The following is a 24282-nucleotide window of genomic DNA, read 5'->3' on the forward strand; positions in this document are numbered from 1 at the left end:
GTACGAAAAAGCCCGGCGCGGGGCCGGGCTTTTTCAGGGACGGAGCAGGCTTACTTGACCTCGATCGCCAGGCTTTCGGCGATCTTCTTCTGCCAGACCGCCGGGCCGGTGATGTGCACCGACTCGCCGTTGGTATCGACCGCGACGGTGACCGGCATGTCCTTCACCTCGAACTCGTAGATCGCTTCCATGCCCAGTTCGGCGAAGGCCAGCACCTTGGACTTCTTGATCGCCTGGGCGACCAGGTAGGCGGCGCCGCCGACGGCCATCAGGTATACCGCCTTGTTGTCCTTGATCGCCTCGATGGCGATGGGACCGCGCTCGGACTTGCCGATCATGCCCAGCAGGCCGGTCTGTTCGAGGATCTGGCGGGTGAACTTGTCCATCCGGGTGGCGGTGGTGGGACCGGCCGGGCCGACCACCTCGTCGCCGACCGGATCGACCGGGCCGACGTAATAGATGAAGCGGCCTTTCAGGTCCACCGGCAGCGTTTCGCCCTTGTTCAGCATGTCGACCATGCGCTTGTGCGCGGCGTCGCGGCCGGTGAGCATCTTGCCGTTGAGCAGCAGGGTCTCGCCCGGTTTCCAGCTTTGCACCTCTTCCGGGGTGATCTTGTCCAGGTCGACGCGGCGCGCGGACGGGCCGGCTTCCCAGACGATCTCCGGGTAGGCGTCGAGCGACGGCGCTTCCAGTTCGGCGGGGCCGGAGCCGTCGAGCACGAAGTGGGCGTGGCGGGTCGCGGCGCAGTTGGGGATCATGCACACCGGCAGCGAGGCGGCGTGGGTCGGGTAGTCCATGATCTTGACGTCGAGCACGGTGGTCAGGCCGCCCAGGCCCTGGGCACCGATGCCCAGCTGGTTGACCTTCTCGAACAGCTCCAGGCGCAGTTCCTCGATGCGGTTCTGCGGGCCGCGGGCCTTCAGTTCGTGGATGTCGATCGGGTCCATGAGGACCTCCTTCGCCATCACCGCTGCTTTCTCCGCGGTACCGCCGATGCCGATGCCGAGCATGCCCGGCGGGCACCAGCCGGCGCCCATGGTCGGTACGGTCTTCAGCACCCAGTCGACGATCGAGTCGGACGGGTTGAGCATGGCCATCTTCGACTTGTTCTCCGAGCCGCCGCCCTTGGCCGCGACATCGACCTCGACCTTGTCGCCGGGAACGATGGAGTAGTGGATCACCGCCGGCGTGTTGTCCTTGGTGTTCTTCCGCGCGCCGGCCGGGTCGGCCAGGATCGAGGCGCGCAGGACGTTCTCCGGCAGGTTGTAGGCGCGGCGCACGCCTTCGTTGATCATATCGTCGACGCTCATGGTAGCGCCGTCCCAGCGCACGTCCATGCCGACCCGGACGAACACGGTGACGATCCCGGTGTCCTGGCAGATCGGGCGGTGGCCGGTGGCGCACATGCGCGAGTTGATCAGGATCTGCGCCATGGAGTCGCGGGCAGCCGGCGATTCTTCGCGCAGGTAGGCCTCATGCATGGCCTGGATGAAATCGACCGGGTGGTAGTAGGAGATGAACTGCAGGGCATCGGCGACGCTCTGGATCAGGTCGTCTTGCTTGATCACGGCCATGGAGCACGGTCCTCTTCAGGCGGGTAATTCGGATGCGGGGCAGGGTCACGGAGCCGGCCGCAGCCGAGGAGCGCGCCGGTCAGGCACCGGCGCAAAAAAGGCGCGACAGTATAGCCGTTCCGGCGAGACGGGCGCACGCGCCGACGATCAGACCTTGGTCGGCCAGCCGGCTGGTCGGCCGATAAATCCGCGGTCCGCTAGCTGGCAGTTCGTTCGACTAGGCAACCCGCAGGGGGCAGGGTACATTGCGGCCAGGTGCCATTACGGGACGGAGCCCATGCGCACAGACAAGCCTCCTCTGAAACAGCGTGCGCTGCAAAAGCTCTTGCTCCGCCGGTTCGGCATGGCCGCAGGCACCTACCTGCTCGGCCTGGTCCTGCTCTGGCTGGCGCTACTCAGCGGCTTCTACCGCGCAGCGCCGACCACCGCGGCGGCCAGCACCACCCTGGTGGTGGCTTGCCAACTGGCCTTCCTCTGGCTGTTCGCCAGCGGACGCAACCTGCGTTACGCCGATCCCAGCCTGACCGAGCCGCAGGTGCTGGTGGCGATCGCCTGGCTGACCTATTTCCTCTACCACGTCGACAGCCTGCGCGGCACCTTCATGGTGTTCTACGTGCTGGCCCTGCTGTTCGGCGTGTTCCAACTGCCGCCGCGGGTCTTCGCCCGCTGTGCGGCGCTGGCGTTCATCGCTTTTTCCGGCATCTACCTGGTAGAGGCCTTGCAGCAGCGTCTCGAGCTACCGGGCCGGGCTGCATTGCAGGTGCTCGTGATGTTCATCGTAATGGTCTGGCTGAGCCTGTTCGCCAGCTACATACAGGCGATGCGGCAACGCATGCGCCAGCGCCGCTATGCCTTGCAGGCGCACCAGGACACGCTGCGCGGCATGATGCGCCAACTGGAAGACCTGGTGGCCACCGACGAACTCACCGGTCTGTTCAACCGCCGGCATTTCATGCGCATGGCCAGCCGGGCGCTGGAAGACCTGCTGCCGAACCGGCAGCACGGCCTGGCGCTGATCGACCTCGATCACTTCAAGCGGATCAACGACCGCCACGGCCACGCCGCCGGCGATCGGGTCCTGCAGACCTTCGCCGCGGTGGCGCGTTCCTGTCTGCGTGATGGCGACGTCCTGGCCCGTTACGGCGGCGAGGAGTTCGTCCTGCTGCTGCCCCACGCCGACGCGGAACAGCTGGAAAGCTGTTGCGAGCGCCTGCGCCTGGCGTTCCAACAGGCGGAACCGGTCGGGGTCACGGTGGATACCCTGAGCCTTTCGGTGGGCATGACCCTGCTGTATGCCGACGACGATCTCGACGAGGCCTTGCAGCGGGCCGACCAGGCGCTCTACCGTGCCAAGCGCGGCGGACGAAACCGCTGCGACGCCACCTGGGAGGTCACCAGTGCCTGACATACGGGTCGGCGAGCGACGCCTTGCCGTCGCCGCCGGCAGCAACCTGCTGGATGCGCTGCTCGCCGGCGGCATCGCCGTGCCCCATAGCTGCCGCGCCGGCAGTTGCCACGCCTGCCTGGTGCATTGCCTGCAGGGCGAGGTGGACGACACCCTCCCGGAGGCGCTCGATCCGGCACGGCGCGAAGCGGGCTGGCGGCTGGCCTGTCAGTGCCGGGTGCTCGGCGACCTCGTGTTGCAGCCTTTCGATCCTGAGCGCGACGGGCTGCCGGCCAGGGTCGTAGCCTGCCACTGGCTGGGCGATGTGCTGCGCCTGCGCCTGGAGCCGGAGCGGCCCTTGCGCTATCGCGCCGGGCAGCACCTGCTGCTGTGGAGCGACGATGGCGTGGCGCGTCCCTATTCGCTGGCCAGCCTGCCTCACGAGGACCCATGGCTGGAGTTCCACATCGACTGTAGCGCTCCCGGCGCGTTCTGCGACCGCGCCCGGCGCCTGGCGCCTGGCGCGCTCCTGCGTCTGGGCGAGTTGCGCGGCGGGGCGTTGCGCTACGAGCCGGACTGGCAGGAGCGACCGCTGTTGCTGATGGCCGCCGGCACCGGGCTGGCGCCGCTCTGGGGGATACTTCGCGAGGCCTTGCGCGCGGAACACCAGGCGCCGATCCAGTTGCTGCACCTGGCGCGCGACCACTACCTGGCGAGCGAGTTGGCGGAGTTGGCCGGGCGTCATCCGCAAGTGCGCGTCAACCTGGTGTCGGCGGCGCAGTTGCCCTCTGCCTTGGCCGATCTCCGCCTTGTTCCGCGGCGCAGCATGGCCTTACTCTGCGGCCAACCCGCCAGCGTCGAACGCTTCGCCCGGCATCTCTACCTGGCCGGCGTACCGCGTAGCCAGACCCTGGCGGACCTGTTCCTGCCCCACGCCTGACGCGGCGCGGTGGCGGTGCCTTGCAGCCATTGCCGCGGCCCTGCGCCGCATCCCTGGAGTGACGATGAGCGAGCTGATTCGGGTCGAACGCGAAGCGGGGCTGCTGACCCTGCGCCTGGACCGCCAGGACAAGAAGAACGCGCTGACCCGCGCGATGTACAGTCGGATGGCCGAGGCGCTGCTGGAGGCGCAGGCCGATACGGCTGTGCGGGTAGTGCTGATCACTGGCGGCGATGCCTGCTTCACCAGCGGCAACGACATCCTCGACTTCCTCGAGCAACCGCCATCCCTGCGCGACAGCCCGGTCGGCCGCTTCATGAGCGCCCTGCTGGAATTCCCCAAGCCGGTGATCGCCGCGGTGAACGGACCGGCGGTGGGTATCGGCACCACCCTGCTGCTGCATTGCGACCTGGTCTTCGTCGGTCGCAACGCGCGATTGAAGATGCCGTTCGTCAACCTCGGCCTGACACCGGAGTTCGGCTCGAGCCTGATCCTGCCGCGCATGCTCGGTCATGCCAGGGCTGCGGAATTGCTGATGCTCGGCCAGGACTTCAGCGGCGAGCAGGCGGCGGCCTGGGGCCTGGCCAATGCGGCGCTGGAGGATGGCGCCACGGTGCTGGAGCACGCCCGCGATGCGGCCCGGCGCTTCCTGCACCTGGCGCCCTCGGCGGTAGTGGAGAGCAAGCGCCTGATGAAAGCGCCGTTTATCGAGGAGCTTCGCCGGGTGATCGCCGAGGAAGGCGATATCTTCAGTACCCGACTGCGCTCGCCCGAGGCGATCGAGGCGCTCAGCGCCTTCATGCACCGGCGCCAGCCGGATTTCTCCAGGTTCGCCTGAGCACACCGCTGTTGGGCCAGCGGGGCGACGATCCGTAGGGCGGATAACGCCCCAGGCGTTATTCGCCGCGATGCGGCTGAAACGGCGGATAACCGCGTAGCGGTTATTCGCCCTACACCACGTTGGGCCAGCGGGGCTCCGGTCCGTAGGGCGGATAACGCCATAGGCGTTATTCGCCGTGAGGCGTCTGAAATGGCGGATAACCGCGTGGCGGTTATTCGCCCTACACCACGTTGAGTTAGCGGAGCGCCGGTCCGTAGGGCGGATAACGCCGCGGGCGTTATCCGCCGCGACGTGCGCTTATACCAGCAGGTCGCCGACGTGCAGCACCTTCATGGTGTTGGTGCCGCCCTGGGCGGTGTAGCTGTCGCCCTTGGTCAGGATAACCCAGTCGCCCTTGGTCACCACGCCGCGCTTGAGCAACTCGTCGACCGCGGCCTGGCTGACCTTCTCCGCCGGCAGCGCCGCCGGGTCGAAGGGGATGGTTTCCACGCCGCGGAACATCGCCACGCGAGCCTGAGTCTCGCGGTGCGGGGAGTAGGCGTAAATCGGTACCGACGAGCGGATGCGCGACATGATCAGCGGGGTGAAGCCGCTTTCGGTCAGGCAGATGATCGCCTTGATCCCCGGGAAGTGGTTGGCCGTGTACATCGACGCCAGGGCGATGCTCTCGTCGCAGCGGTCGAAAGTCTGGCCGAGGCGATGGCTGGATTTCTGGCTGGTCGGGTGCTTCTCGGCGCCCTGGCAGACGCGGGCCATGGCTTTCACCGCTTCCACCGGGTACTCGCCGGCGGCGCTTTCCGCCGAGAGCATCACCGCGTCGGTGTAGTCGAGCACGGCGTTGGCCACGTCGGAGACTTCCGCGCGGGTCGGCATCGGGCTGTGGATCATCGACTCCATCATCTGGGTCGCGGTGATCACCACTTTATTGTTGCGGCGGGCGTGCAGGATGATCTTCTTCTGGATGCCGACCAGCTCGGCATCGCCGATTTCCACGCCGAGGTCGCCACGGGCCACCATTACCGCGTCGCTGGCACGAATCAGGCCGTCGAGTGCGTCGTCGTCGGCGACCGCCTCGGCGCGCTCGATCTTGGCTACCAGCCAGGCCTTGCCTCCGGCCTCGGTGAGCAGGCGGCGGGCGTATTCCATGTCCTTGGCGTCGCGCGGGAAGGAAACGGCCACGTAGTCCAGGTCCATGTCCGCGGCCAGCTTGATGTCGGCCTTGTCCTTGTCGGTCAGCGCCGGCGCGGTGAGACCGCCGCCGCGGCGGTTGATGCCCTTGTGGTCGGACAGCGGGCCGCCGATCAGCACCCGGCAGCGCAGTTCGTCGGCGGCGACTTCCTCGACCACCATCACCACCCGGCCGTCGTCCAGCAGCAGTTCATCGCCGACCCCGCAGTCCTTCACCAGGTCCGGGTAGTCGATGCCGACCACTTCCTGGGTACCGGCGTCGCGGGCGTGGCTGGTGGAGAAGCGGAACTTGTCGCCGACCTGCAATTCGATGCGCTTGTTGGCGAACTTGGCGATGCGGATCTTCGGTCCTTGCAGGTCGCCGAGCAGGGCGACGAAGCGGCCGTGCTTGGCCGCCAGTTCGCGCACCAGCCTGGCGCGGGCGCGGTGTTCATCGGGGGTGCCGTGGGAGAAGTTGAGGCGGGCGACGTCGATCCCGGCCAGGATCAGTTGCTCCAGCACTTCCGGGGAATTGCTGGCTGGGCCGAGGGTGGCGACGATTTTGGTGCGGCGAACGGACATGCAAAGGACTCCTTGGATAACGCTGGCGTGCAGGCTACCACCGGCGAGGCTCGGCGGCGACTGCGGAGTCATACTATCTGCATCAGATGTCATTTGTCGGTTTGAGCACCAGCAGGTCGCATTCCACCTCCTCCAGGACGCGTTCGGCGGTCTGCCCGATCAGCGCGTTGTCCAGGTGCCCCCGGGCGACCGCGCCCATCAGCAGCAGGTCGATGTCGTTGGCCCGGACGAAGTCGGGGATCGCCTGCTCGGCATAGCCGGCCAGCAGGTGGCGGCGCTCCGCGGCGATCTCCGGGTAGGCTGCCAGCAGGTCGTCGAAGGCCTGGCGGTGACGTTCCTCATGTTGCAGCACGAAACGCTCGTAACCGGCGAGCATTTCCGCGTCGAACAGCAGGCTGCGCGGCAACGCCGCGTGGGTATGCAGGTAGTCGGCGCGCAGCCCCAGGCTGGCTTCGAGCTGGCGGGCGGCGGCGATCAGCCGGTGATCGAGGGCGGCCGGCTTGTCGCTGGCATGCAGCGGGTCGAGCGCCGCGCACAGGCGCTGGCCGCGCCAGGCGTCGTGATGGACCAGCCAGAGCGGCTGCGGGCAGTGGCGGATCAATTGCCAGTCGCTGTTGCCCAGTAGCAGGCGGCGCAGCAGGTTGTGCTTGCGGGTGCTCTTGAGGACCAGGTCGGGCCGGGTTTCGCCGACCCGTTGCAGGACCATCCGGTCCAGCGGCTTGCCCCACTGGGCCTCGACCTGAGTGCGGATGCCGGCCTGCTGCAGCGGCATGGAAAGCTGCTCCAGCCAGGTGACCCGTTCGTCCAGGTAAAGGTCGCGGGCACGCTGCAGCGAGTGACTGTCGAAGAACAGCCCGCCGTCCAGCGCCGGGTTGAAGTCGCACAGCAGCAACTCGACGCTGGCACCGCTGCGTTCGGCGATCCACTGGGCACGGGTAAGGGCCGGCTGTTCGTCGCTGCTCGGGTCGACGACCACCAGCAGGTTATGCAGGTTCATGGCAACGCTCCTGGCATTGGGCGGGAATGCCATTGCAGACCAGGCGCCGCGACGGGCGCTTGATCTGGGTCAGTCCGGCGGGGATCAGCGAGGTTGCACGTTGAGCGCCTGGTCGAGGTGCCGGCCGGCCTTGTTCGACAATTCGCCTTCAGGATAGTCGAGCAACTGGCGACGCAGGTATTCGATGGCCTTGTCGCGGTTCGGGTGCGGGTTGTCCGGCGCCAGGTACATCAGGCCGAGCTGGTAGAGGGCTTTTTCCTTTATACCGGCAGGAATCGCCGGATCGTTGACCGCCAGCAGGTAGAGCTCGGCGGCTTCGTCGACCCGATCCTTGAGCACCGCGCGGCGCGACAGCAGCGTCATGTCCGGGTCGAGGCTGGTCTTGTAGAGATCGAGGTTCTGCTGTGGCTTCCAGGTGGCGAGCAATTCGCGAGCGCTCTTCTGCACCGGCTCCCTGGCCCGCTGGCGCATTGCCAGCAGGCGCGCCTGGGCATGCTCGGCGGCGTGGGTGCCGGGGAACTCGCGGACCACGCGCTGGAAGTAGTCGGTGGCCTTGGCGTCGTCGCGCTGGTCGTTGTAGCGGCTCATGTAGATCAGGCCGATCTGGTACAGCGAGATACCGCGCACCTCGGCGCTGTAGCGGCGATTGTCGTAGCCGGTGAGGTAGAGCTTTTCCGCCTCGGCGCTCCTGTTGTCGCGGATCGCCATGGCGCTGTAGGTCAGCAGGTCGCCTTCCTCCTCGATGGCGGCGGTCATGCGGTTGCTCTTCATCTGCTTGTATTCGGCGACTTCGCCAGTGGTCACCTGGGCGACGAACAGCGGCGTGGTCGGCGAGCAGGCGGCCAGCAGCGACAGCAACGGGAGCAGGACGAGACGGCGGGCGAAGCGCATGGCATCTCCTTGGCGCCAGGGCGAGGGGCATCCCAGTCTAGTCAGGCCCTTCAGTCACGCCAATACGCGCCGATACAGTTCCCAACGGAGGATATGCCTATGCGAAGCTTGATCGTTGCCTGCCTGGCGCTGAGTGCCACCGGTTGTAACAGCTGGTCGCTGAACAGCGACCTGAACGGGGCCTACCGCGCCTACGACAAAGGCGATTGCGCACAGGTGATGCTCGACCTGTCGCGGGCCGAACGGCGGATTCGCGCGCGGCCCTACCTGCAGCTGGAAATCTCGCTGCTGCGCGGCCAGTGCCTGGAACGCCAGAGCCTGTTCGTCGACGCGGCGCAGACCTACCACTTCATCATCGCCCGTTACCCCACCAGCGAATATGCCTACCGTGCCAAGGCGCGGCTGGAGACGTTGCGCCAGCTGGGCCGGCTGAGCGAGACGCCGGCCTCGGCCAGCGCCGTGCCGACCCGCCTGTAGGCGGCCGGGAGGGATTGGACGGGCGTTCAGGCTGACCGTCGGTCGCATGGGACACCGGTCTATCCGGTAAGCTTCGCCCTGGATTTCACGGAGGAGGTTCGCATGCGTGCCCTGTGGTTCTGTGTCGCCCTGATGCCCGTGCTGGCGCAGGCGGACATCTATCGCTGGACCGATGCCCAGGGCAAGGTACACTTCTCCGCCACGCCACCGGCCGGCGCGCAACGCGTCGAAGTCAGGCCGCAGGTGGTGGAACGTGACGCCGCGACCCGCCAGCGCGAGCAGCGCACCCAGGAGTATTTCGATGCTCGTCGCGAGGAACGCACCGCCGCCGCCGAACGTGCCGGCCAGCGCCAGGCTGCGCTGGCCGAGGAATGCGGGCGCTTGCGGCAACAGTTGTCCCAGCTCGAACGCGGCGGCCGCTTCTATCGGCAGGACGCCGGCGGCGGGCCGGTTTATCTGAGCGATGCCGAGCTGGACGCCATTCGTCGCGAACTGGCCTCGCGGGAGTCCGAACGCTGCCGCTGAGCTTGTTCCCCGAGCGCCGGCATCGTCATACTGGACTGCAAATTATAGCGAAATGCCATTATGGGTCTTCAACGACATATCCAGCGCCATCAGTTGCCCAGCTACCTGAAGGTGTTCAATCGCATCACCGATAAGCCGATGGGCTACATCGGCAACGTCTCCGAGGACGGCCTGCTGCTGATCAGCCAATTGCCGATGCTGGTCGGCGCGCGTTTCGAACTGCGCCTGAAGGTTCCGGGACTGGGCGGTCGCCCGCAATGCATCGATTTTTCCGCCGACTGCCGGTGGACCTGCGAGGACGTCACGCCCGGTCATTTCGATTCCGGCTTCCATCTGCTGGCGCCGCCCGCCGAATTCCTCGAACTGGTGGAGGCGCTGCGCCGCTACTTCAGCTTCCCCCGCCAGCCGCAGTCGGTCTGATCTGTCAAAGCACGCCGGCGCGCTTCCAGCCCAGGTAGCGGCTGATCAGCTCCGGCCCGAGTTCGCTGGGACGCGCATCGAGCACTGGCACGCCGTGGGCCGCGAGCTTCTCGTGGAGGCCGTTGCGCGCATTCAGGTAGTCGATGGTGCCGGTGTAGGCGAGCGCCTGCTCGTAGCGGGCGACCGGCTCGTGGCGCAGGGTGTCGAGCACTTCCTCGCGCAGGCTGGCGACCAGCACCCGGTGCTGGCGGCCCAGGCGTTTCACCGCGCCGAGCAGTTCTTCGTCGTCCTCGTCGCGCAGGTTGGTTACCAGGATCACCAGGGCCCGCCGCCGCTGGCGGGACAGCACCGCCTGCACGGCTTCCGGGAAATCGGCGGGACGCTGGCTGGTCTGCAGGTCGTAGACGGTGTTGAGCAGCGCGCCGAGCTGGGCGCTGCCCTTGCCCGGCGGGAGATGCCGGCGGTCGTCGCCGGCGAAGGTCATGGCGCCCACCGCGTCGCCCTGGCGCAGGGCCACGTAGGCCAGCAGCAGGCTGGCGTTGAGGGCATGGTCGAAGTGCGACAGGTCGCCGTCCTGGCTGCGCATGCGGCGGCCGCAGTCGAGCAGGAAGAGGATCTGCTGGTCGCGTTCGTCCTGGTATTCGCGGGCGATCGGCGTGCGTTTGCGAGCGGTGGCCTTCCAGTCGATCTGGCGCAGGGTGTCGCCGTCGCGGAATTCGCGCAACTGGTGGAACTCCAGGCCGAGGCCGCGGCGCTGGCCGCCGCGTACGCCGATCTGGTTGAGCCAGTGGTCGACCGCCATCAGTTCGGCGCCGTAGAGGCGGGCGAAGTCCGGGTAGACGCGGGTCTCGCCGCGTGCTTCCAGGTAGCGGCGCTGCCGCCACAGGCGCAGCGGGCTGGGCAGTTCCAGCTCGCAGCGGGGAAACACGAAGTGACCGCGGTTGAGCGGCCGCACCCGGTAGCCGACCTCGGTGCTTTCGCCCGGGCGCAGTTCGACCTCCTGCGGCAGGTACTCGAAATCCATGCCGGCCGGCAGGTGATCGAACAGGGTCAGGCGAACCGGACGCCGATAGGTGTGCTGCAGATGCAGACGCACTTCGCTCCAGCGCCCCAGCGGCAGGTTGCCGCTGAGCTGGCGGCTCAGCTTCGGCACCGCCTGGCGGCGCGCCCACAGGGCGTCCAGCAGGCCGAGCAGGAGCAGCGCGGCGAGCGCCGCCCACCAGAATGTATGCAGTTGCGCAGGCAACCGCTGGCCGAGCGCCGACAGGCTGCCCAGGCCGATGGCCAGCAGCAGGAGCGCGGCGAACAGCGCCAGCAGGGCGCGCGATGGCTTCATACGCGGGGGGCCGGTACCTGGTCGAGCAACTGTTGCAGGACCTGGTCCACCGACAGCCCCTCGATGTCCAGCTCCGGAGACAGCCGGACCCGATGGCGCAGGACCGCCAGGGCACAGCCCTTGATGTCGTCCGGCACCACGAACTCGCCGCCGCGCAGCAGCGCCCGCGCCCGGCCGCAACGGACCAGGGCGATCGACGCGCGAGGTCCGGCGCCGAGGGCCAGGCCCGGCCAGTTGCGGGTGGTGCGGGCCAGGCGCACGGCATAGTCGAGGACTTGGTCGTCGATCGGCAGGTCGCTGGCGATCCGCTGCAGGGCGAGAACGTCTTTGTCCTTCAGCAGCGGCCGCAGGTTGGCCACGTCGAGCATGTCGCTGCGCGCGGAGCGGGTCACCTGGCGCACCAGGGTCTGTTCCTCGGCTTCGGCCGGGTAATCGATGCGCAGCTTGAGCATGAAGCGGTCGAGTTCGGCTTCCGGCAGCGGATAGGTGCCTTCCTGCTCGATCGGGTTCTGCGTCGCCAGCACCATGAACGGCTGCGGCACCGGCAGGGCGCGTCCTTCCAGGGTGACCTGGCGCTCCTGCATCACTTCCAGGAGGGCGGCCTGGGTCTTGGCCGGCGCGCGGTTGATCTCGTCCGCCAGCAGCAGGTGGGTGAACACCGGCCCCTTGCGCAGCTTGAACTGCTCGCTGGCGAGGTCGTATACGGCGTGGCCGGTGACGTCGCTGGGCATCAGGTCGGGGGTGAACTGGATGCGCGCGAAGCCGCCGTCGAAGCAGCGCGCCAGGGCGCGTACCAGCAGGGTCTTGCCGAGCCCCGGCACGCCTTCCACCAGCACGTGGCCGCCGGCGAGCAACGCGGTGAGCACGTCGTCGATCACTGCGCCCTGGCCGATCAGGGCTTTCTGCAGTTCGGTGCGCAGGGCCTGGGCCAGCTGGCTGGCGCGCTGGCGCTGGAGCGCCGGGTTGGGCGCGGTGCTCGGTTGTTCGGGCGTCTGTTCGCTCATAGGGCATTCCTGAGGCTTTGCAGGTGGGCGACCTGGCGGGTGAAGTCGGCAGCGGAAAGGCGCTGCGCCGGATATGGGCGCATGGCCTGGCTGATGGCGCTGGGTGGCAGGCGGGTCATGCGCCCGAGGATCTGCCATTGCTCGGCGACGCCGAGCTGTTCGAAACCGGGGTGGCGACGCCGCGCCCTGCGCAGGATGTCGCGTTGCAGACCGTGCAGCAAGGCGACGTGGCCGCGCTGGCGGAGGAGGAAGTCGGCGCCGGCGCGCAGGTGTTCCTCCAGTTGCCGGCGCGAACGGCTGGCCACCGGCTGCAAGGGACCCTGGCGCAGCCCTGCGCGCCACAGGCCGGCGAGCAACAGCAGCAGCGCTGCCGCCAGGGCCTCGGGGAAGTGGCGGGCGAGCAGGGTGGCGAGGCTGTCGCGTTCGGCGCGGTAGAGCAGGGTCACCTGGTTGTCCTGGGTCAGGTACCAGAGCAGCCAGGCGTTGTCGTACTGCTCGATGTTGCGGTTCTGCCAGATCCAGGCGTCGGTGAGCACCGTGACCAGGCCCTTGCCGTGCTGCATCTGCAACAGGTGGGTGGCGTCGCCGCTGTTGGCCCAGGCGTAGGCGTGGTTCTGCGGATCGTAGAGGTGGTAGTCGGGATCGAAGCCGATGTAGGCCGGCGAGCGCTCGTTTTCCAGGTACAGGCGGGTCAGTGCGGAATAGTCCGGCACGCTGTCGGCGGGCTCTTCTTCCTCGCCGGCGGCTTCCTCCGGCGGCGCTTCGGTCGCATGGTCGTCGACGCTACCTTCGTCGGCGTCGGCGGTTTCCTCGCTGGCCCGGTCCTGGCTGTCGTCGAAGTCCTCGGTCAGGTACTGGCGGATATCCAGGCTGTCGAGCAGCAGGTCGCCGCTCTTCTTCTCGTCCTCGTCCCACAGGCGTTCGGCGATCAGCACCAGGTGCCCGCCCTGCTCGCTCCATTGCAGCAGGCGGCGAGCCTGGCCGGGAGTCATGCCGGAGCGGCTGCCGAGCAGGAGCAGGGTATGCCCGGAGGGCGGCAGCTCCTTGAGGACCTCAAGGCCATCGGCGCGGCTCACCGTGACCCCCTGCTTGCGCAGGAACAGTTCGGCGGCCAGGTAGGGATTGCGCCGGGCCTCCGGCGATGGGCCGAGGTCGATCGTCTCCGTATAGGGTTGCAGGCGGCTGGCCAGGAAGATCGCCAGCAGCCCGGCCAGCAGCAGGAGCACGGCAAGCAGCAGGAAGCGCGCGCGCCGGCTCATCATGGCTTGGCTCCCGCGGCGAAAAGGCTGCGCCAGCCGTCGCAGAGGCGCTGGCGAGCGTCGTCTGCCGGCAGCCGGTGGCCGTAGGCGAGCGCCTGCCATTGGGCGGTCAGCAGTTGGCTGTAGTGCAGCAGCGGCCGTTGTTGCTCCAGTCCTTCGACCAGGCGCAGGACCTCGCCCTCGGTATGGGAGCCCTTCAACGGCAGGCGGTAGTCATGCAGCAGTCGGCTGAGCAGCCCGCGGTAGAGCAGGCCGAGGGCTTCCCGTGGTTTCTCGTTCCAGAGCCGTTCGGCGTTGCCGGCGATGTCGTCGGGCAGGCTTTCCGGACTGAGATCGAGGCCGAACATCACCGTCGGCGCTTCGCGGCGGGCCCGTTGCGGCAAGCCCAGGTTGCCGACGAACAGGCGCAGCCATTCACGGTAGCGCCAGACCAGCAGGAACACCGCGCTGAACAGCAGCGCCCAGAGCAGCACTTCGATGACCTGCGCCGCGTGACGGAACGGCACCCAGTTGGCCAGGGCCTCGAAGAATGCCTTGAGCCGCTCTTCGTCCTCCTTGCGGCTGTCCTTTTTCTCGGTCTTGTCGCCGAAGCGCCAGCCCGTAACGGTCTCGCTGTTCTTGAACGGCGCGCCGTCGACGATCGCCCGGATCTGCTTGCCGGCCTGTTCGCTGTTGAGTTTCTGCCGCAGCAGGCGGGCCTGCTCGGGCGGCAGCTCGGCTTCGCCGGCGCTGGTGGCGGCCGCCGGCTCGGCGTAGGCGGAAGGGGCGGGCAGCCAGGCCAGCGAAGCGGCCAGGCCGAGCAGCAGGACATAGGCGCTGCCGACCAGACGCTGGCGCAGGCGGCGGAACACCAGCTCGATGTCCCAGGCCTCCAGTTCGGTGCGCCGGTTCAGGTAGAGGGTGAAGCCGCAGGCCACGTAGATCGGCTCCCAGACTACCAGCACCAGGACGTAGAGCAGGTTCGACAGGTGCTCCAGCCAGAGCCACTCGCCGGCTTCCGGGTCGAGCAGGCTCTGCCAGTTCCAGTCGATCTCGTTCTGCGCCGGGATCAGCAGGTAGAGAAGCATGGCGAAGCCGGCCCAGAGCGCCATTTCCAGGTGCACGCCGACCACGGTCAGCCAGGTCGCGCCGCCGGCGTTGCGCTGGGACAATACGATCAGGCGCTGGCTGCGGGGCTCCCCGGCGAGCCCTTCCAGTTGCAGGACCGGCAGGTCGAAGCTGCGCGTCGGACTGAAGCGGCGCCACAGCAGGCTGGCCGGCAACTGCTTCCTCAGCAGGGCGGGATAGGCGCGCAGGGCCTGCCTCAGGGTTGGCGTATCGCCGAACAGGGCGTGCGAGAGAATGTACAGCGGCAGCCGTTCGAAGGCCGGCTTGAGCCACCAGAAGATCAGGATCGCCAGGGTCGGATGCTGCCACAGCAGGAGGCTGAGCACGGCGAACAGCGGCAGGGTCAGCAACGCCCAGCTGCCCATCAGCAGGCGCGCATGGCGATGCGCCAGGAGGATGCCGAGGTCGAGCGCTTCCCAGGCGCTGCGCGGGCGGATCGCCACGCTGGCGTCAGTCAGGCGCATGGCGGCTCCGTCCGGCGAACAGGAAGTAGCTGCCGACCAGCAGCCAGAGGACCGCGCCGACCGCGTACTTCACCCGCGGCTCGAAATGACTGATGGAAGACCAATAGGCCTCGGTGAAGGCCGCCAGCAGCAACAGCACGATCACCCCGGCGATCAGTTGCACGCTGCGCCGGGCGGCCAGCCGCAGGGCTTCGCCGCGGGTCAGGCGACCTGGCGCGAGCAGCGCCCAGCCGAGCTTGAGGCCGGCGGCGCCGGCGAAGGTGATGGCGGTCAGTTCGAACGCGCCGTGGCCGATGACGAACGGCCAGAAGGTCTGCACGTAGCCGATCTGCGTCAGGTGGCCGGCCACCGAACCGATCATCAGGCCATTGAACAGCAGGAAGAACAGGCTGCCGAGTCCCAGCAGCACGCCGCTGGCGAAGGTCTGAAAGGCGATGCCGATGTTGTTCATGATGTAGAAGCCGAACATTTCCCAGTCGTCGCTGGTGTCGCGTGCCCCCAACGGACCCAGGCGGGTGGTTTCCGGGGCGTACATAGACTCCATCTCGCTGACCTTGTCCGGGCTGACCACGCTGTAGATCAGGTCGGGAAAGTGATAGACCAGCAGCCCCATGAGCAGGGCGCTGCCGTAGAACAGCAGGCTGGCCACGGCGATGCTGCGCCATTCCTCGCGGACCAGGCGCGGCAGGCCGGCGAGCAGGAAGCCGAGGATGCGGCTGCCGAGGTGGCTGCGGTGCCGGTAGAACTGCTGGTGGCCGCGCATCGCCAGTTGCTGCAACTGGTCGATCAGGTGACTGCTGTAGCCGCGCTCCTGGGCCAGCGCCAGTTGCTGGCAGAGGCGCCGGTAATCGGCGGCGAAGTCGTCGCTGGAGCCTTCCAGCTTCTTGCCTTTCTCGAGGAAGGCGAGGCGTTTGTCGAAGCGTTGCCAGGCGGCCTGGTGGCGCTGTTCGAAGAGGCTCTGTTTCATGCGCTCTCCTGACGCAGGCCGAGAAAGCCGCGGGCGATGCCGTTGATCTCGGCCTGGGCGCGTACCGGCTCGACGCCCAGCGGTTCGGCGAGAATGCCCGCCAGTTCCTCGCGGCGTGCCGAGGAAAGCGCCGCGCCGCGTTCGGCGAAACCGAGGAAGGCGCGCTGTTCTTCCAGGCTCATGGGGAAGGGCGGCAGTTGCGGCTCGACGTCAGGCAGGCTGGGCCGGCTCAGTTCGGGTTCGCGGTAGACCACCAGGGTGCCGGCGGCGATGTCGCCCAGGCGCTTGAAGGCCGGATGGTTCAGGCAACAGAGCAGACCGAGGGCGTAGCCGAAGGGCAGGATGTCGGCGAAGCGCAGCAGGTTGCGCAGCAGCGACGCGGCCCAGCCCACCGGAGTGCCGTCGTCGTGGACGACGCGCAGTCCCATCATCTGCTTGCCGGGCGAGCGGCCCTGGTTGAGCACCTCGAAGAGGACCATGTACCACCAGGTCATGATGAAGGTCAGCAGCAGGCCGAGGCCGGCGCCGAGCTTGCCGAGGAACGCCAGGCCGAGCATCAGCACCAGCATGATCAGGCCGCGGATGCAGAGGTCGATGGTATAGGCCAGGGCCCGGGGGACGACGCCGGCGGGACGCAGGAGCAGGTCGATGCCTTCCGGCGTTTCCACGTGGTAGTGGGTGTCGAGGACCTCGGCGCCTGGCCGGGAGGCGGGCGCGACGAGGCGAGCGGCTGCGTTCGGTGGCATCGGGGGGCCGTGTCGGGGAAAGTCAGATGCTAGCCAGCGTGGCGTCATCAGGCAACCGGGCCGCCGCGACGGCCCGGTCTGCACCTCAGTTGCCCAGTGGGCGAACGCCGAAGATGGTGCGGTAGAGAATACCCATGGAGACGACGAACAGCGGGCCGGTCCAGATCAGGCCGATGAACAGCGGGATCATGCTCACCAGCATCAGCAGGCTCAGCACCAGCAGCAGGCCGAACACCTTGAACCAGTGGCGGCTGATGGCCTTGCGCGAGGTTTCCAGGGCCTGCCAGGGCGTCAGGCCGCGCTCGGCCACCAGCGGCAGGGCGAGCATGTAGGCGACGCTCAGGTAGAGACCGGGGATGATCAGCAGGAAGAAGCCGACGTAGACCATCAGCATCATCAGCAGGCCGGTGAGCAGCAGCGGCACCAGCATGCCGAAGTAGTTGAACATTTCGTTGAAGGTCGCCGGCTGGTCGGCGGCGCGGCGGATGCCGATCATGGTCAGGCCGGTGAAGAACGGGTAGCCCACCGCCGTGGCGACCAGGCTGGCGATCATCTGGCCGACCGCGAAGGCGATGGGATCGGCCTCGCTCATCAGGCCGATACCGCCGAAGAGCAGGGTGAGGATGAAGGTGATGGTCTGGATCACCACGCTGTAGACCACGAAGGCGCCGATCAGGATGCCTTTGACGCCCTTGATCTTGGCCCAGGCTTCGCTGATCACGTCGCCGATGCGGAAGTCGTAGTCGCCGATGACCGGCGGCACCGCCTGGGTCGGTTGCAGGGCGCTGGCGGGGGTGGCGTAGGGATTGCTGGTGTCGTTCATGGTGCTGTCCTTGTCAGTGAAACGGGCATCCGTGCGAGCGGAATGCTAGCGAGGGCGGAGGGGACAACGCAAGGTTCGGATGGCAGATATGCGCACTGACGCGCCCTGGCGGGCCGTGCCTACGGCGCTTTCCGTGAGTTCGTTGGAAAACCTGGAAATCCCCGAAGTGGGTCGCGAGCTTCGCGGCAGTCACTGGTAGACTGCCCGGTGCCGCCAGAAAGGGAATGACCGTGAACGCGAGTATTTTTTGGTACGACTACGAAACCACCGGCATCGACCCTCGCCGCGACCGGCCGTTGCAGATCGCCGGGATCCGCACGGACGAGGCGCTGAACGAGATCGGCGAGCCGATGAACCTGTATTGCCGTCCCAGCGACGATATCCTGCCCCACCCTATGGCTTGCCTGATCACCGGCATCACTCCCCAGCGGCTGGCCGAGCGGGGGCTGTCCGAGGCCGACTTCATGACCCGGGTACACGCCCAGCTGGCGCAGCCGGCGACCTGCGTGGCCGGCTACAACTCCCTGCGCTTCGACGACGAAGTGACGCGCTACAGCCTGTACCGCAACTTCTTCGATCCCTACGCCCGCGAGTGGCAAGGCGGCAATAGCCGCTGGGACCTGATCGACATGGTCCGTACCGCCTATGCCCTGCGCCCGGAGGGCATCCAGTGGCCGCAGCTGGACGGCCGGCTGTCGCTGAAGCTGGAAATGCTCACCGCGGCGAACGGCCTGGAGCATGGGCAGGCCCACGACGCGCTTTCCGATGTCCGCGCCACCATTGCCCTGGCCCGCCTGATCCGTCAGCGCCAGCCGCGCCTGTACGATTACCTCTACCAGTTGCGCAGCAAGCACAAGGTGCTCGACCAGGTACGCCTGCTGCAGCCGCTGGTGCATGTCTCCGGACGCTTTTCCGCGGAGCGCCATTTCCTCTCGGTGGCCCTGCCGCTGGCCTGGCACCCGCGCAACCGCAATGCTCTGATCGTCTGCGACCTCTGCGCCGATCCCGCGCCGCTGCTGGAGTTGTCGGCCGAGGACTTGCGCAGGCGCCTGTATACCCGTCGCGACGAACTGGCCGAGGGCGAGTTGCCGGTGCCGCTGAAGCAGATCCAGGTCAACCGTTGCCCGGTGGTGGCGCCGCTGTCGGTATTGCGCGCCGAGGATCGCCAGCGAACCGGCATCGAACTCGATGAGTGCCAGCAAAAAGCCGAGCTGTTGCGCCAGCATCAAACCGTCTGGGCGGACAAACTGACAGCGCTATATGGCGAAGAAAGTTTCTCCGCCAGCGACGACCCCGAGCAACAGTTGTATGACGGATTTATTGGCGATCGGGATCGACGCCTTTGTGAACAGCTGCGCCTTGCCGAACCGGAGCAATTGGCCAAAGAACAATGGCCCTTCGACGATGCCCGTTTGCAGGAGTTGTTCTTCCGCTATCGTGCGCGAAATTTCCCGGAAACTTTAAATGTGGCCGAGCGCCAACAATGGGAAAGCTTCTGCCGCAATCGTTTGTCCCATGAAGAATACGGCGCACCGAATACTTTGCCGGCCTTCGAGGCGGCGCTGGAGGCTTGTCGGCAAGAGCAGGGCGGCACATTGCCGGCGGTACTTGCGGCCTGGCGCGATTACGCCGCGGAACTGCGTCAACGCTATTCGCTGGAGACTTGAGGGCGCAGGCAGAGGAGCCGATACAATCCGGCGGAAATGAAAAACGCCAGCACTGGGCTGGCGTTCTTCGTGGAACTGACTGGTTTAGCCGAGCAGGGTGGCCCAGCTCTCGACGGCCTCGGGGCCCCACTTGGCTTTCCACTCTTTCAAAGTCTTGTGGTTGCCGCCCTTGGTCTCGATGACTTCGCCGGTGTGCGGGTTCTTGTACTGCTTGACCTTGCGCGCGCGCTTGCCGGCAGGCGCCTTGGCGGTGCGGGTGCTCTTGCCGATCTTGGCGTCCGGATCGAGCAGGGAAATCACGTCACGCAGGGACTTCTGGTAAGTGCCCATCAGCGTGCGCAGCTTCTCTTCGAATTCCAGTTCTTTTTTCAGTTTGTCGTCTTGTTCCAGGGACTTCAGGCGCTCCTGAAGTTCCTTGATGGCTTCTTCCGTGGCGCGATATTCGTTGATCAGGGACATGTCAGGTACCTTGTCTGTGCTGAGTGGCGGTGGCGGGCATGTAAGTAGATTCAATAATAGTCAGGGCGAAACTGTAAGTAAACCGCGATGAAAACTTTTCTCGATGAAATTCAAAGTAATTAATTCCGCATCGGGATTGCCCTGTTGTGCGGGTTTATTCTCTCGCGCAACAGCCTGTCGAAAGACCTTCGCCGAGGCTGAACTTTTCCCGCCATGCCGCTAGAATGGCGGCCTTTCGCGATGTTTCTGGAGTATACCCATGCGCACTTTTCGGCTGGTGATCGCCTGTCCCGACGGGGTCGGGATCGTTGCCAAGGTGAGTAACTTCCTGGCCACCTACAATGGCTGGATCACCGAAGCCAGCCATCATTCCGACAACGATAACGGCTGGTTCTTCATGCGCCACGAGATCCGTGCCGACTCTCTGCCGTTCGACCTGGATGGCTTCCGCCAGGCTTTCGCCCCGATCGCCCGCGAATTCTCCATGGAATGGCGGATCACCGATTCCGAGGTGAAGAAGCGCGTGGTGCTGATGGCCAGCAAGGAGTCCCATTGCCTGGCCGATCTGCTGCACCGCTGGCACAGCGGCGAACTGGACTGCGAGATTCCCTGCGTGATCGCCAACCACGACGACCTGCGCAGCATGGTCGAGTGGCACGGCATCCCGTATTTCCACGTTCCCGTCGATCCGCAGGACAAGCAGCCGGCCTTCGATGAAGTTTCCCGGCTGATCGACGAACATGGCGCCGACTGCATCGTCCTGGCTCGCTACATGCAGATCCTGCCGCCGGACCTGTGCCGCAAGTACGCCCACCAGGTGATCAACATCCACCACAGCTTCCTGCCGTCCTTCATCGGCGCCAAGCCGTATCACCAGGCGTCGAAGCGCGGGGTCAAGCTGATCGGCGCGACCAGCCATTACGTGACCGAGGAACTGGATGCCGGTCCGATCATCGAGCAGGACGTGGTGCGGGTCACTCACCGCGACAACGTCGAAGACATGGTGCGGCTGGGCAAGGATGTGGAAAAACTGGTGCTCGCGCGCGGACTGCGCTATCACCTGGAAGACCGCGTACTGGTACACGGCAACAAGACGGTGGTGTTCGACTGAGTCGGCTTCCCTGGAATGCCGGCCAGGGCCGGCACCCGGAGGAACGAACATGAGCGATCCCAGGTCGGCGGGCACCGCCAGCCCGCCACCGACCCTCGGCGAGGGTTGCACAAGCCGTTACGACATCGACGCCCTCGGCGACGAGGACGGAACCGAGTTTCCCGGCGCGGCCGAACTCTGGCGGCGTATCCAGGAGAGCGCCAGCGAGACGGGCGAGGCTGACGCCGAGGATACGCTCAGGAAGAAGCCTCGCGACTGCTGATCAGCTTCTTCAGCAGCGGGCGTCCGGCGAGCACTGCGAACACCGGGCCGCCGGCGACGAGGTAGAAATAGAAGGTCACCGCTCGCCAGATGACGATGGCCGCCGCCGCCGTCGACTTGCCGATCATGGGGGCCAGCAGGGCCGCCGAGGTCAGCTCGGTGCCGCCGGCGCCGCCGGGGATCAGCGAGAGCTGTCCGGCGCTGAGCGAGACCATCTGGATCAGGAAGGTCCAGGCCCACTGGATATCCACTCCCAGGCCGCGCAGGGTCAGATCGAGCACGCTGAAGCGCAGCAGCCAGTGCGTACTGCTGAGAAGGAAGACCGCCAGCAGGCGTCGTTTCGGCAGGCGCAGGCTGTCGTGCAGGGCAATGCGGAAATGCAGGATCTTGCGGCCCCAGTGCAGGCGCTTGCGCGATGACACGCCGAGCCGCGCCAGAACCCGCCCGTTGAAGCGGATCACCTGGTGCAGGTAGCGGATCAGCATTACCGCGCCGACGAACAGGCCGACCAGGAATACCGCGCTGAAGATCAGGCTCGATTCCATGTTCGGGCTCAGCGAATGGCTGAGGGCATAGATCAGGATCGCGCCGAGGGCGCAGAGGAAGAACGTCAGGTCGGCCAACTGGTCGACCGCGAACACCGCGCTGGTCTGTGCCGGGCGCAGGCCGCGCCGGGCCAGCAGCGCCATCAGGGTCAACGGCCCGCCGCTGCCGCCCGGAGTGGCGCAGAAAGCGAATTCGCTGGCCATGATGATGCCGACGCTCTGCAATTGCCCGAGCTTGCCGGCGCGCCCGGCGAGCAGCAGGCGCAGGCGCAGGCCGTTGATGAACCAGCAGACCACGATCATGCCGAACATCAGCAGCAGACTGTCCAGCGGGAAGGCGCGCAAGCGCGGGAACATGTCGCTGCCGCCGAGCACCAGCGGAATCAGCGAGGCACCGATCAAACCGAACAGCAGTAACCAGCCTCGACTCATGCCGCGCGGTCCAGGGCGAGGTGGCGCTCCAGCCAGTCGATCTTGGTCAACGGCTGGCGCCCCTCGGATAGCAGGGTGCGCAGGGTACGCAGCCAGTATTCGCGGGAAAAGCGATGGCGCATGTCGACCGGATGGAGTCCGAGACGGATCACCGGCGCTGCGCGCCAGGCCCGGCGGCGCTGCTCGCTGAGCGCCCAGGAGAGGCCGCGACGCCAGGCACTGCGCGCGCTCCAGACCAGGCCGGGGGCCTCGATCGGTTGCAGGTGGGGAAGCAGATACAGGTTGGACGGGTCGCTGGTGTAGCGCAGCCCGCTCTCGCCGAGCGCCTGGCGGGTGCCGGCGCTCATCAGCCAGGCCGGCGCGACGAAACCGTGCAGCGGCCATCCGCGGCGGCGGAACAGCTCGATGCCGGCGGCCAGGCGGGTCTTGGCCTCGGCGTGGTCGAGGGCATAGAACTCTCCCTCCCAGGTGTAGATGCGACGCATGAAGTATTGCCCTGGAGTACGCGGTGGTGGGGCGTCATCGTAGTGATAGAAGCCGTGGAGAGCCAGTTCGTCACCCCGGGTTACCCGCCGCGAGAGCAGTTTGCAGAACTTTTCGTCGGCTTCCAGCGGGTTGCGATGGTGGAAGTCGGGCACTACCAGCCAGGTCATGGGGACCTCACCGAGCGCGTCCACGGCCTCGACGAAGGGCCGGTAGTCCGGCCAGGTTTCCGGGGCCACGTCGTGCAACACCAGCAGCAGGCTGCGTTCAGCCATAGCGCGGGAACCTCGCCTCGCTGTCGCCGAGTACCGCGTGGTAGTGCAGGAGCAGACCGGCGACCACCGCGTCCCAGGCATGCTGGCGCTCGACGTGACGGCGGGCGCGCTGGCCGCGCAGCTCGACGTCGTGGCTGAACAGTTCGCGCACCGCGCAGGCCATGGCGTCGCCGTTGTTCGGTGCGCAGAGCACGCCGCAACGCTCCGGGACTATTTCCGCCAGTGCCCCGGCGCGCACCGCCACCACCGGAATGCCGCTGGCCATCGCTTCGAGTGCGACCAGGCCGAAGGTCTCCTGGTCACCGGCGTGCAGCAGCGCGTCGCTGCTCGCCAGCAGGCGGGCGACTTCGCGGCTGTCGCAGAAATGGTCGACCACGCTGGTGTTGCGCGGAACCCGGGTCGGCATGTTGGAACCCACCAGCAACAGGTGATAGCCGTCGCCGAGGCGCTGGATGGCGTCGAGCAGTACCGGCAGGTTCTTTTCCCGCGAACCGCGCCCTGCGAACACCAGCAGGCGGGTTTCCTCGTCCAGGCCGAGTTCCTGGCGCAGCCCCGGATCGCGGTTGCTCGGATGGAAGGTGACCAGGTCGACGCCCAGCGGTTGTACATGCACGTCGGCGACGCCCAGGCGCATCAGCTTTTCCGCCATTACCCGGCTGGGGGCCAGGACCCGGTCGAAGTGGCCGTACAGCTTGCTGACGTAGTTGTCCGCGTTGGTGCCGAGCCAGGCGCCCATGCGATTGCTCACCAGCAGCGGCAGGTCGGAGTGGTAGAAGCCGATCACCGGCACGTCCAGCCGACGTCGCGCGTCGAGCGCCGCCCAGGCGGTGAGGTACGGGTCGCCGACCTCGATCAGGTCCGGTTGCAGATTGCGCAGCACCTTGCGCCAGGGGCCGCGACGGAGAGGGAAGCGGTAGCCATTGCCGAATGGCAGCGGCGGCGCCGGCACCTCGTGGATGCCGTTCGCCTGGCGATAGCCGGCGCCGGGAACCAGCACGCTGTGGCGAATGCCGGGATAGTGCCAGAGATGGCGATGCTTGGCTTCGAGATAGGTGCGTACCCCCCCGCTGGCAGGCGCGTAGAACATGGTCATATCGGCGATGTGCACGATGGGCCTTCCTCCGTTGAGCTTGTTCCTTCTGCCACTCAGTGGACCACCGGCGCCGGCAGTCGTTCGAACGGTGTGCGGGAGCCATGGGTAGCTTCAAGTCTAGGAAAGAAAGCGCGAGCCGGCGCGTTCGGGGCAGCCAGCGCGGGAATAGGTCGCAGAGGGAGCGGGCGGAGAGGAAGGCATGCCTCGGGAGGCATCCTGGCAGGATAAGGGTGAACAACGCCGTTGGCGTTGTTCACTCTACGAATGGCCGGGGGTAGGGCGGATAGCCGCGGCGCGATTATCCGCCGGTTCGGCTACGGCTCGGGCAGTGCTTAGATCTTGAAGCTGTCCACCAGCTGGCGCAGGCGCCCGGCCTGGGTTTCCAGCTCGCCGCAGGCGCGCAGGGTGGCCTGGAGGTTCTCCACGCCTTCCTGGTTGAGGGTGTTGATCTC

The 24282-nt window shown here is 66.9% G+C and carries 25 protein-coding genes; 9 read left to right on the plus strand and 16 right to left on the minus strand.

Annotated features, from left to right (window positions below):
• Positions 1-50: 50 nt before the first annotated feature.
• Entirely contained in the window at positions 51-1574 is a 1524-nt protein-coding gene (locus HMPREF1224_RS33820; RefSeq protein ID WP_003116189.1) for a fumarate hydratase, read from the minus strand.
• A 277-nt stretch (positions 1575-1851) separates the two neighbouring features.
• On the opposite strand from HMPREF1224_RS33820, the gene HMPREF1224_RS33825 reads away from it, so the two are divergent.
• From HMPREF1224_RS33825 to HMPREF1224_RS33835, 3 genes are all read left to right on the plus strand, one after another.
• Positions 1852-2979, plus strand: coding sequence for a GGDEF domain-containing protein (locus tag HMPREF1224_RS33825; RefSeq protein WP_003101151.1), 1128 nt, complete (start codon positions 1852-1854; stop codon positions 2977-2979).
• The gene (locus tag HMPREF1224_RS33830) at positions 2972-3898 is read left to right on the plus strand and encodes an iron-sulfur-binding ferredoxin reductase (protein ID WP_003101153.1); all 927 of its coding nucleotides are present in this window, start codon (positions 2972-2974) and stop codon (positions 3896-3898) included. Before HMPREF1224_RS33825 ends, HMPREF1224_RS33830 begins: the two co-directional genes overlap by 8 nt.
• Before the next feature lie 64 nt (positions 3899-3962).
• Entirely contained in the window at positions 3963-4736 is a 774-nt protein-coding gene (locus HMPREF1224_RS33835) for an enoyl-CoA hydratase (protein WP_003101155.1), read from the plus strand.
• 300 nt (positions 4737-5036) lie between these two features.
• Here HMPREF1224_RS33835 and pyk read toward each other — a convergent pair whose 3' ends face one another.
• The 3 genes from pyk to HMPREF1224_RS33850 form a co-directional block, all read right to left on the minus strand.
• Complete coding sequence (pyk, locus tag HMPREF1224_RS33840) at positions 5037-6488, minus strand: pyruvate kinase (protein ID WP_003093930.1); 1452 nt, start codon at positions 6486-6488, stop codon at positions 5037-5039.
• Between the two features lie 82 nt (positions 6489-6570).
• Entirely contained in the window at positions 6571-7485 is a 915-nt protein-coding gene (locus tag HMPREF1224_RS33845; protein WP_010793816.1) for a universal stress protein, read from the minus strand.
• Between the two features lie 84 nt (positions 7486-7569).
• Positions 7570-8376: a tetratricopeptide repeat protein gene (locus HMPREF1224_RS33850; RefSeq protein ID WP_003101159.1), complete on the minus strand. Its 807-nt coding sequence runs from the start codon at positions 8374-8376 to the stop codon at positions 7570-7572.
• 93 nt (positions 8377-8469) lie between these two features.
• Between HMPREF1224_RS33850 and HMPREF1224_RS33855 the strand changes: the two genes are divergently transcribed.
• The 3 genes from HMPREF1224_RS33855 (at position 8470) to HMPREF1224_RS33865 (ending at position 9798) form a co-directional block, all read left to right on the plus strand.
• On the plus strand, positions 8470-8853 hold the full coding sequence (locus HMPREF1224_RS33855) for a tetratricopeptide repeat protein (protein WP_081717423.1): 384 nt from the start codon (positions 8470-8472) through the stop codon (positions 8851-8853).
• Positions 8854-8955: 102 nt separating this feature from the next.
• A complete protein-coding gene (locus HMPREF1224_RS33860) occupies positions 8956-9378 on the plus strand; it encodes a DUF4124 domain-containing protein (RefSeq protein ID WP_003093901.1) in 423 nt (140 codons plus the stop codon).
• A gap of 60 nt (positions 9379-9438) precedes the next feature.
• A complete protein-coding gene (locus tag HMPREF1224_RS33865) occupies positions 9439-9798 on the plus strand; it encodes a PilZ domain-containing protein (RefSeq protein ID WP_003093898.1) in 360 nt (119 codons plus the stop codon).
• Positions 9799-9802: 4 nt separating this feature from the next.
• On the opposite strand, the gene HMPREF1224_RS33870 is transcribed toward HMPREF1224_RS33865, so the two are convergent.
• From HMPREF1224_RS33870 to HMPREF1224_RS33900, 7 genes are read right to left on the minus strand one after another with little or no spacing between them, the layout of a single operon-like run.
• Positions 9803-11134, minus strand: coding sequence for a DUF58 domain-containing protein (locus HMPREF1224_RS33870; protein ID WP_003112779.1), 1332 nt, complete (start codon positions 11132-11134; stop codon positions 9803-9805).
• The gene (locus HMPREF1224_RS33875; RefSeq protein WP_003112780.1) at positions 11131-12138 is read right to left on the minus strand and encodes an AAA family ATPase; all 1008 of its coding nucleotides are present in this window, start codon (positions 12136-12138) and stop codon (positions 11131-11133) included. The genes HMPREF1224_RS33870 and HMPREF1224_RS33875 overlap by 4 nt, the downstream gene beginning before the upstream one ends.
• Positions 12135-13400, minus strand: coding sequence for a DUF4350 domain-containing protein (locus HMPREF1224_RS33880; RefSeq protein WP_003110039.1), 1266 nt, complete (start codon positions 13398-13400; stop codon positions 12135-12137). The genes HMPREF1224_RS33875 and HMPREF1224_RS33880 overlap by 4 nt, the downstream gene beginning before the upstream one ends.
• Entirely contained in the window at positions 13397-14968 is a 1572-nt protein-coding gene (locus HMPREF1224_RS33885) for a DUF4129 domain-containing protein (RefSeq protein WP_003161496.1), read from the minus strand. Before HMPREF1224_RS33885 ends, HMPREF1224_RS33880 begins: the two co-directional genes overlap by 4 nt.
• Positions 14955-15935, minus strand: coding sequence for a stage II sporulation protein M (locus HMPREF1224_RS33890; protein ID WP_003093893.1), 981 nt, complete (start codon positions 15933-15935; stop codon positions 14955-14957). The genes HMPREF1224_RS33885 and HMPREF1224_RS33890 overlap by 14 nt, the downstream gene beginning before the upstream one ends.
• On the minus strand, positions 15932-16729 hold the full coding sequence (locus HMPREF1224_RS33895) for an RDD family protein (protein WP_003123273.1): 798 nt from the start codon (positions 16727-16729) through the stop codon (positions 15932-15934). Before HMPREF1224_RS33895 ends, HMPREF1224_RS33890 begins: the two co-directional genes overlap by 4 nt.
• A 37-nt stretch (positions 16730-16766) precedes the next feature.
• The gene (locus HMPREF1224_RS33900; RefSeq protein WP_003101171.1) at positions 16767-17504 is read right to left on the minus strand and encodes a hypothetical protein; all 738 of its coding nucleotides are present in this window, start codon (positions 17502-17504) and stop codon (positions 16767-16769) included.
• 224 nt (positions 17505-17728) lie between these two features.
• Here HMPREF1224_RS33900 and sbcB point away from each other — a divergent pair, with 224 nt between their 5' ends.
• Positions 17729-19171 carry an exodeoxyribonuclease I gene (sbcB, locus tag HMPREF1224_RS33905; RefSeq protein ID WP_010793818.1) on the plus strand — a complete coding sequence of 481 codons (1443 nt, stop codon included), beginning with the start codon at positions 17729-17731 and terminating at the stop codon, positions 19169-19171.
• Positions 19172-19255: 84 nt separating this feature from the next.
• On the opposite strand, the gene mvaT is transcribed toward sbcB, so the two are convergent.
• Positions 19256-19630, minus strand: a complete 375-nt coding sequence (gene mvaT / locus HMPREF1224_RS33910; protein ID WP_003093888.1) for a histone-like nucleoid-structuring protein MvaT — start codon at positions 19628-19630, stop codon at positions 19256-19258.
• 259 nt (positions 19631-19889) lie between these two features.
• On the opposite strand from mvaT, the gene purU reads away from it, so the two are divergent.
• Both purU and HMPREF1224_RS33920 read left to right on the plus strand, forming a co-directional pair.
• Positions 19890-20741: a formyltetrahydrofolate deformylase gene (gene purU / locus HMPREF1224_RS33915; protein ID WP_003101174.1), complete on the plus strand. Its 852-nt coding sequence runs from the start codon at positions 19890-19892 to the stop codon at positions 20739-20741.
• 49 nt (positions 20742-20790) lie between these two features.
• Positions 20791-21003, plus strand: a complete 213-nt coding sequence (locus HMPREF1224_RS33920; protein ID WP_003101176.1) for a hypothetical protein — start codon at positions 20791-20793, stop codon at positions 21001-21003.
• On the opposite strand, the gene HMPREF1224_RS33925 is transcribed toward HMPREF1224_RS33920, so the two are convergent.
• From HMPREF1224_RS33925 to HMPREF1224_RS45965, 4 genes are all read right to left on the minus strand, one after another.
• Complete coding sequence (locus HMPREF1224_RS33925; protein ID WP_003120851.1) at positions 20978-21979, minus strand: glucosaminyl phosphatidylglycerol flippase; 1002 nt, start codon at positions 21977-21979, stop codon at positions 20978-20980. The genes HMPREF1224_RS33920 and HMPREF1224_RS33925 overlap by 26 nt on opposite strands.
• Complete coding sequence (locus HMPREF1224_RS33930) at positions 21976-22737, minus strand: N-acetylglucosaminyl phosphatidylglycerol deacetylase (protein ID WP_003101179.1); 762 nt, start codon at positions 22735-22737, stop codon at positions 21976-21978. The genes HMPREF1224_RS33925 and HMPREF1224_RS33930 overlap by 4 nt, the downstream gene beginning before the upstream one ends.
• Complete coding sequence (locus tag HMPREF1224_RS33935; RefSeq protein WP_003110035.1) at positions 22730-23845, minus strand: N-acetylglucosaminyl phosphatidylglycerol synthase; 1116 nt, start codon at positions 23843-23845, stop codon at positions 22730-22732. The genes HMPREF1224_RS33930 and HMPREF1224_RS33935 overlap by 8 nt, the downstream gene beginning before the upstream one ends.
• Positions 23846-24162: 317 nt before the next feature.
• Positions 24163-24282: hypothetical protein (locus tag HMPREF1224_RS45965; RefSeq protein WP_010792203.1), on the minus strand; the 120-nt coding region annotated here is incomplete at its 5' end.

It is taken from the genome of Pseudomonas sp. P179, assembly GCF_000478485.2.
Lineage (GTDB): Bacteria > Pseudomonadota > Gammaproteobacteria > Pseudomonadales > Pseudomonadaceae > Pseudomonas > Pseudomonas aeruginosa.

What these genes read in the sequence shown, in the direction of transcription:
- HMPREF1224_RS33820 (WP_003116189.1), bottom strand. Translation starts at nt 1,574, where the DNA reads ATGGCCGTGATCAAGCAAGACGACCTGATCCAGAGCGTCGCCGATGCC.
- HMPREF1224_RS33825 (WP_003101151.1), top strand. Translation starts at nt 1,852, where the DNA reads ATGCGCACAGACAAGCCTCCTCTGAAACAGCGTGCGCTGCAAAAGCTC.
- HMPREF1224_RS33835 (WP_003101155.1), top strand. Translation starts at nt 3,963, where the DNA reads ATGAGCGAGCTGATTCGGGTCGAACGCGAAGCGGGGCTGCTGACCCTG.
- pyk (WP_003093930.1), bottom strand. Translation starts at nt 6,488, where the DNA reads ATGTCCGTTCGCCGCACCAAAATCGTCGCCACCCTCGGCCCAGCCAGC.
- HMPREF1224_RS33845 (WP_010793816.1), bottom strand. Translation starts at nt 7,485, where the DNA reads ATGAACCTGCATAACCTGCTGGTGGTCGTCGACCCGAGCAGCGACGAA.
- HMPREF1224_RS33850 (WP_003101159.1), bottom strand. Translation starts at nt 8,376, where the DNA reads ATGCGCTTCGCCCGCCGTCTCGTCCTGCTCCCGTTGCTGTCGCTGCTG.
- HMPREF1224_RS33855 (WP_081717423.1), top strand. Translation starts at nt 8,470, where the DNA reads ATGCCTATGCGAAGCTTGATCGTTGCCTGCCTGGCGCTGAGTGCCACC.
- HMPREF1224_RS33860 (WP_003093901.1), top strand. Translation starts at nt 8,956, where the DNA reads ATGCGTGCCCTGTGGTTCTGTGTCGCCCTGATGCCCGTGCTGGCGCAG.
- HMPREF1224_RS33865 (WP_003093898.1), top strand. Translation starts at nt 9,439, where the DNA reads ATGGGTCTTCAACGACATATCCAGCGCCATCAGTTGCCCAGCTACCTG.
- HMPREF1224_RS33870 (WP_003112779.1), bottom strand. Translation starts at nt 11,134, where the DNA reads ATGAAGCCATCGCGCGCCCTGCTGGCGCTGTTCGCCGCGCTCCTGCTG.
- HMPREF1224_RS33875 (WP_003112780.1), bottom strand. Translation starts at nt 12,138, where the DNA reads ATGAGCGAACAGACGCCCGAACAACCGAGCACCGCGCCCAACCCGGCG.
- HMPREF1224_RS33880 (WP_003110039.1), bottom strand. Translation starts at nt 13,400, where the DNA reads ATGATGAGCCGGCGCGCGCGCTTCCTGCTGCTTGCCGTGCTCCTGCTG.
- HMPREF1224_RS33885 (WP_003161496.1), bottom strand. Translation starts at nt 14,968, where the DNA reads ATGCGCCTGACTGACGCCAGCGTGGCGATCCGCCCGCGCAGCGCCTGG.
- HMPREF1224_RS33890 (WP_003093893.1), bottom strand. Translation starts at nt 15,935, where the DNA reads ATGAAACAGAGCCTCTTCGAACAGCGCCACCAGGCCGCCTGGCAACGC.
- HMPREF1224_RS33895 (WP_003123273.1), bottom strand. Translation starts at nt 16,729, where the DNA reads ATGACGCCACGCTGGCTAGCATCTGACTTTCCCCGACACGGCCCCCCG.
- HMPREF1224_RS33900 (WP_003101171.1), bottom strand. Translation starts at nt 17,504, where the DNA reads ATGAACGACACCAGCAATCCCTACGCCACCCCCGCCAGCGCCCTGCAA.
- sbcB (WP_010793818.1), top strand. Translation starts at nt 17,729, where the DNA reads ATGACCGTGAACGCGAGTATTTTTTGGTACGACTACGAAACCACCGGC.
- mvaT (WP_003093888.1), bottom strand. Translation starts at nt 19,630, where the DNA reads ATGTCCCTGATCAACGAATATCGCGCCACGGAAGAAGCCATCAAGGAA.
- purU (WP_003101174.1), top strand. Translation starts at nt 19,890, where the DNA reads ATGCGCACTTTTCGGCTGGTGATCGCCTGTCCCGACGGGGTCGGGATC.
- HMPREF1224_RS33920 (WP_003101176.1), top strand. Translation starts at nt 20,791, where the DNA reads ATGAGCGATCCCAGGTCGGCGGGCACCGCCAGCCCGCCACCGACCCTC.
- HMPREF1224_RS33925 (WP_003120851.1), bottom strand. Translation starts at nt 21,979, where the DNA reads ATGAGTCGAGGCTGGTTACTGCTGTTCGGTTTGATCGGTGCCTCGCTG.
- HMPREF1224_RS33930 (WP_003101179.1), bottom strand. Translation starts at nt 22,737, where the DNA reads ATGGCTGAACGCAGCCTGCTGCTGGTGTTGCACGACGTGGCCCCGGAA.